At 71.0% G+C, this 14,758-nt stretch carries 10 protein-coding genes; 6 read left to right on the forward strand and 4 right to left on the reverse strand.

From position 1 onward, the window contains the following. Window positions 1-38: 38 nt before the first annotated feature. From EKH77_RS23930 to eccCa, 3 genes are all read right to left on the reverse strand, one after another. Window positions 39-2,180, reverse strand: coding sequence for a hypothetical protein (locus EKH77_RS23930; RefSeq protein ID WP_126916366.1), 2,142 nt, complete (start codon window positions 2,178-2,180; stop codon window positions 39-41). Window positions 2,181-2,217: 37 nt separating this feature from the next. Further along, a complete protein-coding gene (locus EKH77_RS23935) occupies window positions 2,218-2,664 on the reverse strand; it encodes a hypothetical protein (protein ID WP_126916367.1) in 447 nt (148 codons plus the stop codon). Between the two features lie 135 nt (window positions 2,665-2,799). Further along, window positions 2,800-6,762, reverse strand: coding sequence for a type VII secretion protein EccCa (gene eccCa / locus EKH77_RS23940; protein WP_126916368.1), 3,963 nt, complete (start codon window positions 6,760-6,762; stop codon window positions 2,800-2,802). A 208-nt stretch (window positions 6,763-6,970) separates the two neighbouring features. On the opposite strand from eccCa, the gene eccD reads away from it, so the two are divergent. The 6 genes from eccD (at window position 6,971) to EKH77_RS23970 (ending at window position 14,043) form a co-directional block, all read left to right on the forward strand. Next, window positions 6,971-8,413, forward strand: a complete 1,443-nt coding sequence (gene eccD, locus EKH77_RS23945) for a type VII secretion integral membrane protein EccD (RefSeq protein ID WP_126916369.1) — start codon at window positions 6,971-6,973, stop codon at window positions 8,411-8,413. Between the two features lie 216 nt (window positions 8,414-8,629). Further along, window positions 8,630-8,917 (forward strand): 30S ribosomal protein S15, encoded by a 288-nt coding sequence (gene rpsO / locus EKH77_RS23950; RefSeq protein ID WP_126916370.1) that lies wholly within the window; start codon window positions 8,630-8,632, stop codon window positions 8,915-8,917. Window positions 8,918-9,173: 256 nt separating this feature from the next. Beyond that, a complete protein-coding gene (locus EKH77_RS23955; protein WP_126916371.1) occupies window positions 9,174-11,393 on the forward strand; it encodes a polyribonucleotide nucleotidyltransferase in 2,220 nt (739 codons plus the stop codon). Then, entirely contained in the window at window positions 11,390-12,769 is a 1,380-nt protein-coding gene (locus EKH77_RS23960) for a M16 family metallopeptidase (RefSeq protein ID WP_126916372.1), read from the forward strand. Before EKH77_RS23955 ends, EKH77_RS23960 begins: the two co-directional genes overlap by 4 nt. Before the next feature lie 54 nt (window positions 12,770-12,823). Continuing rightward, window positions 12,824-13,576, forward strand: coding sequence for a 4-hydroxy-tetrahydrodipicolinate reductase (dapB, locus tag EKH77_RS23965; RefSeq protein ID WP_126916373.1), 753 nt, complete (start codon window positions 12,824-12,826; stop codon window positions 13,574-13,576). Between the two features lie 5 nt (window positions 13,577-13,581). Next, the gene (locus EKH77_RS23970; protein WP_126916374.1) at window positions 13,582-14,043 is read left to right on the forward strand and encodes a tetratricopeptide repeat protein; all 462 of its coding nucleotides are present in this window, start codon (window positions 13,582-13,584) and stop codon (window positions 14,041-14,043) included. A gap of 55 nt (window positions 14,044-14,098) precedes the next feature. On the opposite strand, the gene EKH77_RS23975 is transcribed toward EKH77_RS23970, so the two are convergent. After that, window positions 14,099-14,722: a PH domain-containing protein gene (locus tag EKH77_RS23975; protein WP_240667501.1), complete on the reverse strand. Its 624-nt coding sequence runs from the start codon at window positions 14,720-14,722 to the stop codon at window positions 14,099-14,101. Between the last annotated feature and the right edge of the window lie 36 nt (window positions 14,723-14,758).

A 14,758-nucleotide genomic window follows, 5' to 3' on the forward strand; every position in this document is an offset into this window, starting at 1 on the left:
GGGACTTCAACGGTCGGCTGATCCGCAGGTCCGGCGGATCATTTGAATACATTCTTGGCCTGGACATTTCCGCGAACGGATCCAGTCATCACCTTTCCGGTCATGTCTTCGATGATGTTCTTGCCATCGTGATCACCTTCCGATATGTGCTGATCAGCGGCCCAGCCCTTGATCATCAGGCGCATTTGTCTATCGGCGTCCATATAGTGATCGGCGATCTTGGCGTTCGCTTCCGTGTCCGCATGCGACTTCATGTCGTTCGACCAAGCCCAGGCCCATGTGTCGACTCCTCGCTGCAGGGCGTCCCCTATGGGGATCTTCTGAGGGCCGATCGTCATGGGGGTCACCGCGCCGCCGAGAATGTGGTACGCCACCTTGGCCTTCCAATCGGCCGACGTATAGGCGGAGGATCGTTCATCGTTGATGACGTCTTCGCGGATGGCCCCGTAAGAGCCGAGGACCGCCCCTGCTTTGTCGAGGACGTTGCTCTCCTCGTGGAGCTTCGTATCGGCTGTCAGACCGCCGAGCTCGTGGGAGATGTGCCGGGACTCGGCATGGTGCAGCGTGGCGTAGGCAAGCGGGTCTTCCGCGAGGCCTCGCATGGCGCGCAGCAGCTTGTCTCGACCCACCGACATCTTGATTTTGCCGTCGTCGGACCAGACCCCGGTCTCATCCTGGTAGTCGGTCTTGGCGCTCAGGATCTCGTGCGTGTCGGTGGAGTACTCGGCCAGGGCGTTCGCGAGTGGGCGGCGGAGGTTGGCCGGGGCAGCACTGCTCGACCCTGGGTCGACCAACTCGACCGTGTCGTGCATGACTCGGGCCTGCGCCTGGTTGTGCCGGGCTTCCGCGTTCGGGAGTGCCCCGTCGGGCAGAGGCGCGTGTCCCGTCGCCGCCGCTTCGATTGCTTGCCCCAGGCCCAGCTTGCTGGTCGGTTCGTCCATGGTGAGGAGTGCGCCGGGGCCGGCTGTGGCGATCTTCGGCCACTCACGGTCCTTGAGAAGGTATTTGAGGTGATCGTTCTTCCCGCTGTCCCCGGGATCGAGGAACGACGTGGCCGCATCGGGGTTCTTGCTCATGACGCCGAGCAGGTGATCGAGCGGGTCGCTCTGGTCGAGACCGGGGTGTCGGCGCCATTGGGTCCATATACTCGGCTGCTTCTTCTCGGTGGCGATGATGTCGTTACCGAGGTCATTGAGGAACTGGTTGCCGTAGTGGTCGTTGTACCCCATGAGGTTCACAAACGACTGGTAGCCGTAGAGCGGATCCGTTTTGCTGCCGAAGTTCTTCCCGCCGGCCTGCCGCAGCTTCTCGTGCCACTTGTCGTAGAAGGACGAGTTCGTATCGGCGGTGGCAGTGGAAACGGTCCCCGCGAGACCGGCCTGGATGGCATCGTAGGCCTGCTTGTGGCTCTTGTCGTCCGAGTACGCCAAGCCGGTCAGCTTGTTGGTCAGCTGGATCGTTCCATCGGGCCCGACACTGTTCAGGAAGGTCTGGCTGAACGCCTTGTCGTGGCCGTTGTCGCGGAAGAGCCGTTGCATCTCGGCCATGTCCCTGGCGTCGAGGTGGCCCTTGGAGGTGAGCTTGGTCGCCAGCTCGTAGGCCTCCTTGGCCTCGACCTTCTCGATGTCGCCTTCCGCCTGGGCGTTGAACCCATGGGGCGTGCCGTCGAGGAGATCGGGGGTCCCGTCCTGGACGGCGGCTTGAAGCGCCAGCTTGACGCCCTGGTCGGCGTCGTCGAAGGCGCGGACGACGTTGTCGATGTGCTTGGTCCACGATGCTTCGGCGGTGTGGAGGTCGGGGTCATGGCGTGCGGCGTTCGCGGTGGCCGCGTCGGCTTTGGCGAAGTCGAAGCTCGCGATGCCTCCCTCGGACACCTTCATGCCGGCCTTCTCGGCATCGGCGACCGCCGACTTCAGCTTCCCCCGCAGATCCGTGAACTGCCCGTGCGCGTCCCGCAGCAGTGAGGCGATCGCTCGGGCCTCTTTAGCCGCCGCCGTGTATTGCTCGTGCGTCAGCTGCATGGTCGTCTTGCCCGCGAGGTTGGCCTGGCCGGTCCAGGTGCCGTCGGAGGCTATGGCCTTGACCTGGCTCTCGTAGTCCTTCTGCACGGACTCGAACTTCTTCGCCGCCGCCTCCCACTGCTCGGCCGCGGTTGTCAGGAGGGCGAGGTCCGTCGTCATGACCTGGTGGTACGTGAGCATGAGTCCTCGGATCCCCTCAGTAGCCCGAGACGCGTGACGGGAAAGGCGGATTCGCGTTCAGCGGGCCGCTCCCGCCCGGCTTGAGGAGCGGGAACTGGCCCGCGATCCCCGAATCCGCCCCCAGGAACAGCCGGTTCGTGCCGCTCAGGGCCGCCTTCTCCGCGGAAAGCCGGGTCTGCAGGGCCTTGACCGACTCACGCCAGCCCTTCAACGCCTCGTTGATGCCGGCGCCCGTCGCCCAGTCCTTGAAGCCCCTCGCCGCGGCCTCGGACGTTTCGTCCGCCACCCGGCCGGCGGCCTGCGAGTCCGGTTCTATGTGTTGTTCCAAGGCGGTGACGGCTGAGCGTTTCTTCGCCGCTGAGGACGAGAGGTCCGGCCCGCCGCCCGTACCCCCGGCCCCGTTCAGCCGCGTCCGCGCCACCGCGTCCGCACGCAGCCCCGCCCACTCGTCCTCGAACGTCACGATTCCCCCAGATCGCCGTCAAGTCGCCCAAGTGCCAAGGCACTACAAGGTATTCGTGCGTTCGAAGCTAACAAGGGGGGCGCGTGTGACGCACCCCCCTTGTTGATCTCTTGGCGGATTCCTACCGCCCGCCCCCTACTGCTCCGGCAGCCACCCCAGCTGCACCAGCGGCGTCCCCCGCCGGCGTGAGACGAAGAAGCCGCGGCCCGGCGGCATGGGGTGCGGGCGGACGCCGCCGAGGATGTCGCCCTCGCCCCGGTCGCCGGACAGGACCACGCCCTGCGCGCCCAGCTCCTTCACCCGCTGCATAAAGGGCTCGAACATGGAGCGCGACGCCCCCGCCGAATTCCGCGCGACGATGAAGTGGACGCCCACGTCCCGCGCGAACGGCAGGTTCTCCGTGAGTGCCGCCAGCGGGTTCCCGCCGCCTCCCGTCGCGACGAGCTCGTAGTCGTCGACGATGAGGAAGAAGCGCGGGCCCGACCACCAGCTGCGCTCCCGGAGCTGCCGCGGGGTGACGCCGGGCTGGGGCGCGCGGCGTTCCATCAGGCCGTTGAGGGCGTTGGCGTGGAGGGTGAGGGACGAGGCGACGGGGGCGTACTCCAGCAGGTGGGTGTCCGGGATCACGTCGAGCAGGGAGCGCCGGTAGTCGCCGACGACGATCTTCGCCTCGTCCGGGCCGTAGCGCTCGGTGAGCTGCTTGGCGATCAGCCGGAGCAGCGCCGTCTTGCCGGATTCGCTCTCGCCGAAGACGAGGAAGAAGGGGTCGGTCTCGAAGTCGACGAAGACGGGCTCCAGGTTCGTCTCGTCGAGGCCGATGGCCACGCCGCGCTCCGGGAACTCCGCGCCCTTCGGCAGCTCGTCCGCCCGCAGCACGCGCGGCAGCAGCCGGACGCGCGGGGCGCTGGGCCCGGACCAGGCGGCGCCGACCGCCGTGAGCAGGTCGGCCGTCGCGTCCGTCATCGTCGCCGGGTCGCTGCCGCCGTCGATCCGGGGCTGGCCGGCCATGAAGTGGAGCTTCTCCGGGAGCTGGCCGCGCCCGGGGACGCCGGCCGGGACGTTGGCGGCGACCTTGCGGTCGAACTCCGAGTCCATCGTGTCGCCGAGGCGCAGCTCCAGGCGGGTCAGGAGCTGGTCCTTGAGCGCCGGGCGGACCTCCATGTTGCGGGAGGCGGTCACCACGACGTGCACGCCGTAGCCGAGGCCGCGGGCCGCGATGTCCGTGACGACGCCTTCCAGCAGCTCGTACTCCTGCTTGAAGCTGCCCCAGCCGTCGACGAGGAGGAAGACGTCCCCCCAGGCCTCGTCGGCGAAGTCGCCGACCGCCCTGCGCCGCCGGTAGGTGGCGATGGAGTCGACGCCCCGCGCGCGGAAGAACTCCTCGCGGCGGGCCAGGATGCCCGCGACCTCGGCGACCGTGCGGCGTACGCGTTCCGGGTCGAGGCGGGAGGCGACGCCGCCGACGTGCGGCAGGCCGTCGACGGAGCTCATGCCGCCGCCACCGAAGTCGAGTCCGTAGAACTGCACCTCGGCGGGGGTGTGGGTGAGCGCGAAGGAGGTCACCAGCGTGCGCAGCAGCGTCGACTTGCCCGACTGCGGGCCGCCGACGACGAGCATGTGGCCCGCCGCCCCCGAGAAGTCCCGGTAGAGGACGTCGCGGCGCTGTTCGAAGGGCTTGTCGACGACGCCCAGCGGCACCACGAGCCGGCCCTGGCGCGAGGGGTCGGAGGCCGTCAGGCCCCGGCCCGGCACCTCCGCCAGCGGCGGCAGCAACTGGTCGAGGGACGGCGCCCGGTCCAGCGGCGGCAGCCACACCTGGTGGGCCGGCGGGCCCTGGCCCTCCAGCCGCCGGACGACCACGTCGAGGACGGTGTCGGCGAAGGCGTCGTCCCCCGCGTCCCCCGTCTGCCCCGAGGCCGGATCCGGGACGACCGGCGCCGCGTACGTCACCGGCACCGGCGCCGCCGTGAAGAGCACCGGGCGCCGCTCGACGGGCAGCGCCGCGCCGTCCGCGCCGGCCGCCCCGCCCGCCCGGTACGGGCCGGAGACGTACGCGGCCTTGAACCGGGTCATCTCGTCCGTGCCGAACTTCAGATAACCCGAGCCCGGCACCGTCGGCAGGTGGTAGGCGTCCGGCACGCCCAGCGCCGTACGCGACTCGGCGGCCGAGAACGTGCGCAGGCCGACGCGGTACGACAGATACGTCTCCAGCCCGCGCAGCCGGCCCTCCTCCAGGCGCTGCGAGGCCAGCAGCAGATGGACGCCCAGGGAGCGGCCGATCCGGCCGATCTGGATGAACATGTCGATGAAGTCCGGCTTGGCCGTCAACAGCTCGCTGAACTCGTCGATCACCAGGACGAGTGAAGCCAGGGGCTCCAGCGCGGCGCCCGCGGCCCGCGCCTTCTCGTAGTCGTGGACGTTGGCGTAGTTGCCCGCCGACTTCAGCAGCTCCTGGCGGCGCTGGAGCTCGCCCGTGATGGAGTCGCGCATGCGGTCCACCAGCGTCAGGTCGTCGGCCAGGTTGGTGATGACGGCCGCGACGTGCGGCAGCCCGGACATCCCCGCGAAGGTCGCGCCGCCCTTGAAGTCCGCGAGGACGAAGTTCAGGGTCTCCGAGGAGTGGGTGACCGCGAGGCCCAGCACCAGCGTGCGCAGCAGCTCGGACTTGCCCGAACCCGTGGCGCCCACGCACAGGCCGTGCGGGCCCATGCCGTCCTGCGCGGCCTCCTTCAGGTCGAGCATCACGGGCGCGCCGTCCTCGCCGACGCCGATCGGCACGCGCAGCCGCTCGGCGGGCGTGCGCGGCCGCCAGGTGCGGGCGACGTCCACGGCGCCGGCGTCGCCCAGCCCCAGCAGCTCCGTGAAGTCCCAGTTGGCCAGCAGCGGCTCGTCCTCCTCGCCGCTGCCCGGACGCAGCGGCGCGAGCTGCCGCGCGAGCGCCTCGGCGGCCTCCGGGGACAGCGTGTCCGGTACCCCGTCGTACGCCGCCACCTGCGACCGCAGCCGCAGCGCGCCCGGCGCCACGCTCACCGCCAGCCCGCCGCGCAGCTCGTCCAGCTCGCCCGGCACGACCTCCACGACGGTGACGCCCTGCAGGCCCTCCGGCGAGGCGAAGAGCGAGTCCGGCGGCACCGCGGCGCCCTCCAGGAACAGCACCACGTGCGGCTGCTCCACCAAGGGCCGGGTGTCGCGGCCGAAGCGGGGACGCCCCTCCAGACGCGGCGCCAGCAGCTCCTCCAGCTCGCCGAGGTCGTCGCCGATCAGCCGGCGCGCGCCCGCCCCGTCGGCCGTGCCCGGCAGCTGCACGTGCGGCAGCCACTTCGTCCACTCCCAGCGGGCCGCCGCGGTACGCCCGGCCACCACGGCGACGACCAGATCCTCGGGGGAGTGGAGCGTGGCCAGCTGGGCGACGAGCGCCCGCGCGCAGCCGTGCACCGTCTCCGGCTCTCCCGAGAGGGTGACGTGGTAGAAGGCGCGCAGCGACACCGCCATGGGCAGGCCGTCCAGCGAGCCGTGCACGGCCAGGAAACGCTGCATCGCGCCCGCCGTGAGCGGCTCCAGCTGGTCTATGGGCGCCGTCTCCGGGGCCACCAGCGGGGTCGCGAGCCCCTGCGCCCCCAGCCCGACGCGCACCTGCGCGAAGTCGTCGTCGGAGGGCCGCCGCTCCCACACGCGGGAGCCCTCGGCGACCACCGACCACAACTGGTCGGGGGAGGGGTGGAGATAGAACTGCGCGTCACGCTGCGCCCGTGCCGTGCGCCGCACGGTGCGCCGGGTCTGCGCGAGGTACCTGAGGTAGTCGCGGCGCGCGTCCGCCATCTGCCCCTGCGTGCCCTGCCGGTGCCGCACGACCATGGCGACGGTCATCCCGAGCGTCGACATCATCATCAGGACGCCCATGATCTTCATCATCGGGTTGGAGCCCGGCATGAAGAAGTAGACCATCGACGAGGCCATGCCCAGCGTGGGCAGCAGCTGCATCAGGAAGCCCTCCTGACGGCCGCGCGGCAGCTCCGGAGGAGCCTCCAGCCGCAGTTCCCCGCTCGGCGGCTCGGGCGGCAACGCCCGAGGCTGGCGCTTGACGACGACCTGGGTCACGGAACGGTTCAACCCCTCTGCACCGAGGGTCCGTTTCCCGCCCGGCGCCCCTGTGGCCCCGGCCGCCCCTCGCGAGACGGTGATCCTATCTGCGTACGGGAGTTCGCCCCCGGTAGGGTGACCAGCCGCGAGTGCCACCGTTGGTGACCACCCGTCGGCCAAACATCGAAATCACGGCATCACATCACAGCATCAGGGAGCAATCCGGGTGAGTACGTCCGCCACGACCGGCTTCTGTCGGGTGACCGTCGTCGCGCCGGACAGCCGCGTCGACGTCGCCCTCCCCGAGGACCTCCCCGTCGCCGACGTCCACCCCGAGATCCTCCGGCTGACCGGAGGCGCCCAGCCCGTGGGCACGCCCACCGGCTACCACCTCGTGCGCCGCGACGGCACCGTCCTCGACGGCGCCCGCACCCTCGCGGCCCAGCGCGTCCTCGACGGCGAGATCCTCACCCTGCGCCCGTTCGCCGAGTCCCTTCCGCCCGCCGTCCACGACGACGTCGCCGACGCCGTCGCCGCGGCCGTCACCGGCGACCGCGCCCTGTGGAACACCCGCATGCTGCGCGCCGCGGGCCTGACCGGCGCCGCCCTGCTGCTCGTCCTCCTGGGCCTCGTCCTCTGGAACGCCGACCCCGCCCGCCATGACGCGCACGGCCTGCCCGGCGTCGTCGCCGGTGCCGTCGCCGTCCTCCTGACCGCCTACGCGGGCGTACGGGCCCGGGTCTACCGGGACCGCGGCTCCGCCGTCGCCCTGGGCCTGGCCGCCGTGCCGCACCTGCTGATCGCCGGCTCCGGCGTCATCGGCCCCGCCGCCGGCGAGGGCGCCGGACGCCTCCAGTTCCTGCTCGGCTGCGCGACCGTACTGATCGCCTCCGTCGTCCTCGCCGCCGTCACCCCCGGGGGCGACGCCCCCTTCGTCGCCACCGTCGTCACCTCCGCCACCGGCGTCCTGGCCACCTTCGGGATGATCCTCACCGGTGCCGCGCCCTCCGCCGCGGCCGCCGTCTGCGCCGTCGCCGCGATCGGCGCGCTCGCCTTCCTGCCCGCCCTCTCGGCCCGCGCCGCCCGGCTGCCCATCGGCTACGCGGCACCCCACGGCACGGGCGACGACCTGGACGCGCCCCGGACCGGCGCCGACACCGCGCCCGTCGACGCCGAGCGCGTCGCCGCCCGCGCCCGCCGGGGCCACGAGCTGCTGCTCGGCCTCGTGGGCGGCTGCTCGGCCGTCGTCGTCGCCTCCGCCGCCGTCCTCGCCTTCTCCGCCGGCCCCTGGGCCCCGGTCCTCGCGCTCACCGCCGGGCTCGCCATGACCCTGCGCGCCCGGCTCTTCCGCTACACCGCGCAGGTCGCCACCGTCCTCGGCGCGGGGCTGGCCGCGCTCGCCCTGCTCGTCCTCGGCCTCGCCCTGCGCCCGCTCCCCGGCGGCCACGGCGGCGCCTCCGACATCCGCACGGTCTGGATCACCGTGGCCGTCGCCGCCGTGGCGGCCCTGCTCACCGCGGTCGCGCTGATCATCCCCCGCAAGGGACTGTCACCCTTCTGGGGGAGAGCCTCCGACATAGTGGAGAGCGTCGTCCTGCTCGCGCTCGTCCCCCTCTGCCTCGCCGTCCTCGACGTGTACGCGACAGCACGCGGCCTCGCGGGCAGCTGAGGCCGCCGGCCCGCCCGCCGCCGCGCCCCGGAGGCCGGAAACCGGCCCCCGGGCTGCTACTGTGTCCAGTGGCCGTTTGCGTACGCGCCTCCGGACCGCCCGCCAGGGCGTCTGGGGACAGCGCCCAGCGGACCCCGCCTCCCGAGTAACGGAAGCTCCCCTGAGACAGAGACCAGGGGCACTCGGTGGCCAAAACGAGACTCATAAGGAGTACGCGTGTCGCTCGACGCCGCCACGAAGAAGTCCATCATGGCCGAGTTCGCCACCAAGGAGGGCGACACCGGCTCCCCCGAGGTCCAGGTCGCGCTGCTCACCCGCCGCATCTCGGACCTGACCGAGCACCTCAAGATGCACAAGCACGACCACCACTCCCGTCGTGGTCTGCTGATCCTGGTCGGCCAGCGTCGCCGCCTCCTGCAGTACCTGGCCAAGAAGGACATCACGCGCTTCCGCGCCCTGGTCGAGCGCCTCGGCATCCGCCGCGGTGCCGCGGGCGCCAAGTAAGACGCCATGAAGGGAGCGGTTCCCACCACCTGGGGGCCGCTCCCTTTGCGTATCCCGTGGGAAGCAGAAGCTTTGTAATCTGGATCCCGCAACGCGAAACAGTATGAGGAGGAGCGCTCCGCTCGCCGCCGGTCCTCGGTAGTGGCCCCCGGATCAGGGAAATCCGGGTGCTTCGATCGAAGACCGGCCAGCCGAGACGCCCCTCCGCCACCGTCACCGCCACACGGGCGGCGACGCAGAAGAGGAGATATCCCTGGTGGAGAACGAGACCCACTACGCCGAGGCCGTCATCGACAACGGCGCCTTCGGCACCCGCACCATCCGCTTCGAGACCGGCCGCCTGGCCCGTCAGGCCGCCGGCTCCGCCGTGGCCTACCTGGACGACGACACCATGGTGCTCTCGGCCACGACCGCGTCGAAGAAGCCCAAGGACCAGCTCGACTTCTTCCCCCTCACGGTGGACGTCGAGGAGCGGATGTACTCGGCCGGCAAGATTCCCGGCTCCTTCTTCCGCCGTGAGGGCCGCCCCTCCGAGGACGCGATCCTCACCTGCCGTCTGATCGACCGCCCGCTGCGCCCGTCCTTCAAGAAGGGCCTGCGCAACGAGATCCAGGTCGTCGCCACGGTCATGGCCCTCAACCCGGACCACCTGTACGACGTCATCGCGATCAACGCCGCCTCCTGCTCCACGCAGCTGGCCGGCCTGCCCTTCTCCGGCCCGATCGGCGGCGTCCGCGTCGCGCTGATCAAGGGCCAGTGGGTGGCCTTCCCGACCCACACCGAGCTCGAGGACGCCGTCTTCGACATGGTGGTCGCGGGCCGCACCCTGGAGGACGGCGACGTCGCGATCATGATGGTCGAGGCCGAGGCCACCGAGAAGACCATCCAGCTCGTCAAGGACGGCGCCGAGGCCCCGACCGAGGAGATCGTCGCCGCCGGTCTCGACGCCGCGAAGCCCTTCATCAAGGTGCTCTGCAAGGCCCAGGCCGAGCTCGCCTCCAAGGCCGCCAAGCCGACCGCCGACTTCCCGGTCTTCCTCGACTACCAGGACGACGTCCTGGAGGCCCTGACCGCCGCCGTCCGCACCGAGCTGTCCCAGGCGCTCACCATCGCCGGCAAGCAGGAGCGCGAGGCCGAGCTGGACCGCGTCAAGGAGCTCGCCGCCGAGAAGCTGCTCCCGCAGTTCGAGGGCCGCGAGAAGGAGATCTCCGCCGCGTACCGCTCGCTGACCAAGTCCCTGGTGCGCGAGCGCGTCATCAAGGACAAGGTCCGCATCGACGGCCGTGGCATCACGGACATCCGTACGCTGGCCGCCGAGGTCGAGGCGATCCCGCGCGTGCACGGCTCCGCGCTGTTCGAGCGTGGCGAGACCCAGATCCTGGGCGTCACCACCCTCAACATGCTCCGCATGGAGCAGCAGCTGGACACCCTCTCCCCGGTGACCCGCAAGCGCTACATGCACAACTACAACTTCCCGCCGTACTCCGTCGGTGAGACGGGCCGCGTCGGCTCCCCCAAGCGCCGCGAGATCGGCCACGGCGCGCTCGCCGAGCGCGCGATCGTGCCGGTCCTGCCGACGCGCGAGGAGTTCCCCTACGCGATCCGCCAGGTGTCCGAGGCCCTCGGCTCCAACGGCTCGACGTCCATGGGCTCGGTCTGCGCCTCCACCATGTCGCTGCTGAACGCCGGTGTGCCGCTGAAGGCCCCCGTCGCCGGTATCGCCATGGGCCTGATCTCCCAGGAGATCGACGGCAAGATCCACTACGTCGCCCTCACCGACATCCTCGGTGCGGAGGACGCCTTCGGCGACATGGACTTCAAGGTCGCCGGCACCAAGGAGTTCGTGACCGCCCTCCAGCTCGACACCAAGCTGGACGGCATCCCGGCCTCCGTCCTGGCCGCGGCCCTCAAGCAGGCCCGCGACGCCCGCCTCCACATCCTCGACGTGATGATGGAAGCGATCGACACGCCGGACGAGATGTCCCCGAACGCCCCGCGGATCATCACCGTCAAGATCCCCGTGGACAAGATCGGTGAGGTCATCGGCCCCAAGGGCAAGATGATCAACCAGATCCAGGAGGACACCGGCGCCGAGATCACGATCGAGGACGACGGCACCATCTACATCGGTGCCGCCGACGGCCCGGCCGCCGAGGCCGCCCGCGCCACGATCAACGGCATCGCCAACCCGACCATGCCGGAGGTCGGCGAGCGCTACCTGGGCACGGTCGTCAAGACCACGACCTTCGGCGCGTTCGTCTCCCTGCTCCCGGGCAAGGACGGCCTGCTGCACATCTCGCAGATCCGCAAGCTCGCCGGCGGCAAGCGCGTGGAGAACGTCGAGGACGTGCTCGGCGTCGGCGCCAAGGTCCAGGTCGAGATCGCCGAGATCGACCAGCGCGGCAAGCTCTCCCTGATCCCCGTGATCGAGGGCGAGGACGGCGACGAGGCTGCTAAGGACGAGTCCGCCAAGTGACGTCCCGTAGTACACGGAAGACGGCCCGCCCCTCCTCGGAGGGGCGGGCCGTCGCCCGTACCCAAACGCTTCTCAAGGGCGAGAACGGCATCGGCACCGTCCGCCGGACCACCCTCCCGGGCGGTCTGCGCGTGGTCACCGAGACCCTGCCGTCCGTCCGCTCCGCGACCTTCGGCATCTGGGCGAACGTCGGCTCCCGCGACGAGACCCCGACCCTCAACGGCGCCACCCACTACCTCGAGCACCTCCTTTTCAAGGGCACGGCCAAGCGCAGCGCCCTCGACATCTCCGCCGCCATCGACGCGGTCGGTGGCGAGATGAACGCCTTCACGGCCAAGGAGTACACCTGCTACTACGCGCGGGTGCTCGACACCGATCTGCCGCTGGCCATCGACGTCGTCTGCGACATGCTCACCGGCTCGCTGATCGATCCGGCCGACGTCGACGCCGAGCGCGGGGTGATCCTCGAAGAGATCGCCATGACCGAGGACGACCCCGGCGACTGCGTCCACGACCTGTTCGCCCACACCATGCTGGGCGACACCCCCCTCGGCCGCCCGGTCCTCGGCACCGTCGACACGATCAACGCCCTGACCAGGGACCAGATCAGCCGCTTCTACAAGAAGCACTACGACCCGACCCACCTGGTCGTGGCCGCCGCGGGCAACGTCGACCACGCCAAGGTCGTCCGCCAGGTCCGCGCCGCCTTCGAGAAGGCCGGCGCCCTGGGCCGCACGGACGCCGTCCCGATGGACCCCCGCACCGGCACCAGGGCGATCCGCACCGCCGGCCGGGTCGAGGTGCTGGGCCGCAGGACCGAGCAGGCGCACGTCGTCCTCGGCATGCCCGGCCTCTCCCGCACCGACGAGCGCCGCTGGGCCCTCGGCGTGCTCAACACCGCCCTCGGCGGCGGCATGAGCTCGCGGCTCTTCCAGGAGGTCCGGGAGAAGCGCGGCCTCGCCTACTCCGTCTACTCCTACACCTCGGGCTTCGCCGACTGCGGCCTCTTCGGCGTCTACGCCGGCTGCCGCCCCAGCCAGGTCCACGACGTGCTGCGGATCTGCCGCGACGAGCTTCACAAGGTCGCCACCGAGGGCCTGACGGACGAGGAGATCGGCCGCGCCATCGGCCAGCTCTCCGGCTCCACGGTGCTCGGCCTGGAGGACACGGGCGCGCTGATGAACCGCATCGGCAAGAGCGAGCTGTGCTGGGGCGACCAGATGTCGGTCTCCGACATGCTGGCCCGCATCGCTGCCGTCACCCCGGACGAGATCCGCGAAGTGGCCCGCGATGTACTGGGACAGCGTCCTTCGCTGTCCGTGATCGGCCCGGTGAAGGACAAGCAGGCCGCCCGCCTGCACGAGGCCGTTTCGTAAAACCGCGCCCGCCGGCGACACCGCCGGCCGGGCACACAAGGGGAAGCAGGGACGATGAGCAAGCTGCGCGTGGCGGTCGTCGGCGCCAAGGGCCGGATCGGCTCCGAAGCCGTACGGGCCGTGGAAGCCGCCGACGACATGGAGCTGGTGGCCGCGCTCGGCCGGGGCGACCGTCTGGAGACCCTGACCGAGGCCGGCGCCCAGGTCGTGGTCGAGCTGACGCACCCGGACTCGGTGATGGAGAACCTCGAGTTCTGCGTCCGCAACGGCATCCACGGCGTCGTCGGCACCACCGGCTGGACCGAGGACCGCCTCGCGAAGCTCACCTCCTGGCTGGAGGCGTCGCCCGGGACCGGCGTGCTCATCGCCCCGAACTTCTCCATCGGCGCGGTCCTCACCATGGCCTTCGCCCAGCAGGCCGCCCGCTTCTTCGAGTCCGTCGAGGTCGTCGAGCTCCACCACCCCAACAAGGCGGACGCCCCCTCCGGCACCGCCACCCGCACCGCGCAGCTCATCGCCGCCGCGCGGCGCGAGGCCGGCTGCGCCCCGCAGCCCGACGCCACCACCACGGCCCTGGAGGGCGCGCGCGGCGCCGACGTCGACGGCGTGCCCGTCCACTCGGTCCGGCTGCGCGGCCTCCTCGCCCACCAGGAGGTGCTGCTCGGCGACACCGGCGAGACGCTCACCATCCGCCACGACTCGCTGCACCACAGCTGCTTCATGCCGGGCATCCTGCTGGGCGCCCGCCGCGTCGTCTCCACGCCGGGCCTGACGTTCGGCCTGGAAAACTTCCTGGACCTGGGCTGAGTACCGTGCGCGCCAAGATCGTCTATTTCGCCCTGGCCGCCGTCCTGGTCGTCTACTTCGTCCTGGTCGGCAGCCGCGGCGTGATGCTCATCCAGCAGGGCACCGTCGTCACCGTCACCTTCGGGCTGGCGGTGATGATCCTGCCGTTCATCGGGGCCTGGTTCCTCTACCAGACCACCAAGTTCGCCCGCGACGCCAACCGGCTGGCCCGTGAACTGGAGGCCGAGGGCGGCCTCCCGGTCGACGAGCTCGCACGGACGCCCGGCGGGCGGATCGACCGGGACTCGGCGGACGAGGTCTTCAACCGCCGCAAGGCCGAGACGGAGAGCACCCCGGGCGACTGGCGCTGCTGGTTCCGCCTCGCGGTCGCCTACCACGACGCCCGCGACACCCCCAGGGCCCGCAAGGCCATGCAGCGGGCGATCGCCCTCCACGACGGCAAGCAGGTCGGCGCCTTGGGCGCCTGAGACGACGAAGGGCCGGGGCGTGAAGCCCCGGCCCTTTTGTCATCCGCTTCGCCGGCTACGCCGTGAACGCGGCCACCCGGTCCTCGACGGCGTCCGCCGCCGCGGCGAAGGCCAGCGGCCGCCCCACGAAATCGGCGTTCCGGTCGGTCACCAGCACGGGCAGCGTCCCGCCGTCCGTACGCCGCACCACGAGCGCCTGCCCCTGCGCGGTACGCGGCATCCCCACCACCCGCACCGGCTGCTGCACGGTCCGCACCTCCGCCACCTCGGCCCACGACAGCGTCACGGCGCGCAGCAGCCGCTGCTGACGCAGCCCCTGCGGGCTCACCCAGATGCCCGTGCGCACCATCCGCACCGCGACCGTGATCAGCACGGCGGCGATCGCGAAGCAGACGCCCGCCCCGGGCAGGGCGCCGGCCGCGGCGATGATCACGCCGGACACCAGGAGGTACGAGGCCAGCAGAAGCAGCATCGCCGCGCCCCCCACCCGCAGCGGACCGGGGTGGTACGGGCGCCGCCAACGGCGGTGGTCCTCGTACAGGTCCTCTGAGGCGAGGAGCGCGGCGATGGTGTCGGTCGCGCTCTTCTTGACGGTCGTGGTCGTGTTGACGGTCGTGGTCGTGTCGGTCGGTGTCGCGATGTCGCCGTCGCGTTCGGCTGTCGAAAAGGGCAGGGGCACGACGGGTTCCTCACTCACATACCCACAGTCGAACGA

It is taken from the genome of Streptomyces luteoverticillatus (assembly GCF_003970715.1).
Classification (GTDB): Bacteria; Actinomycetota; Actinomycetes; order Streptomycetales; family Streptomycetaceae; genus Streptomyces; species Streptomyces abikoensis.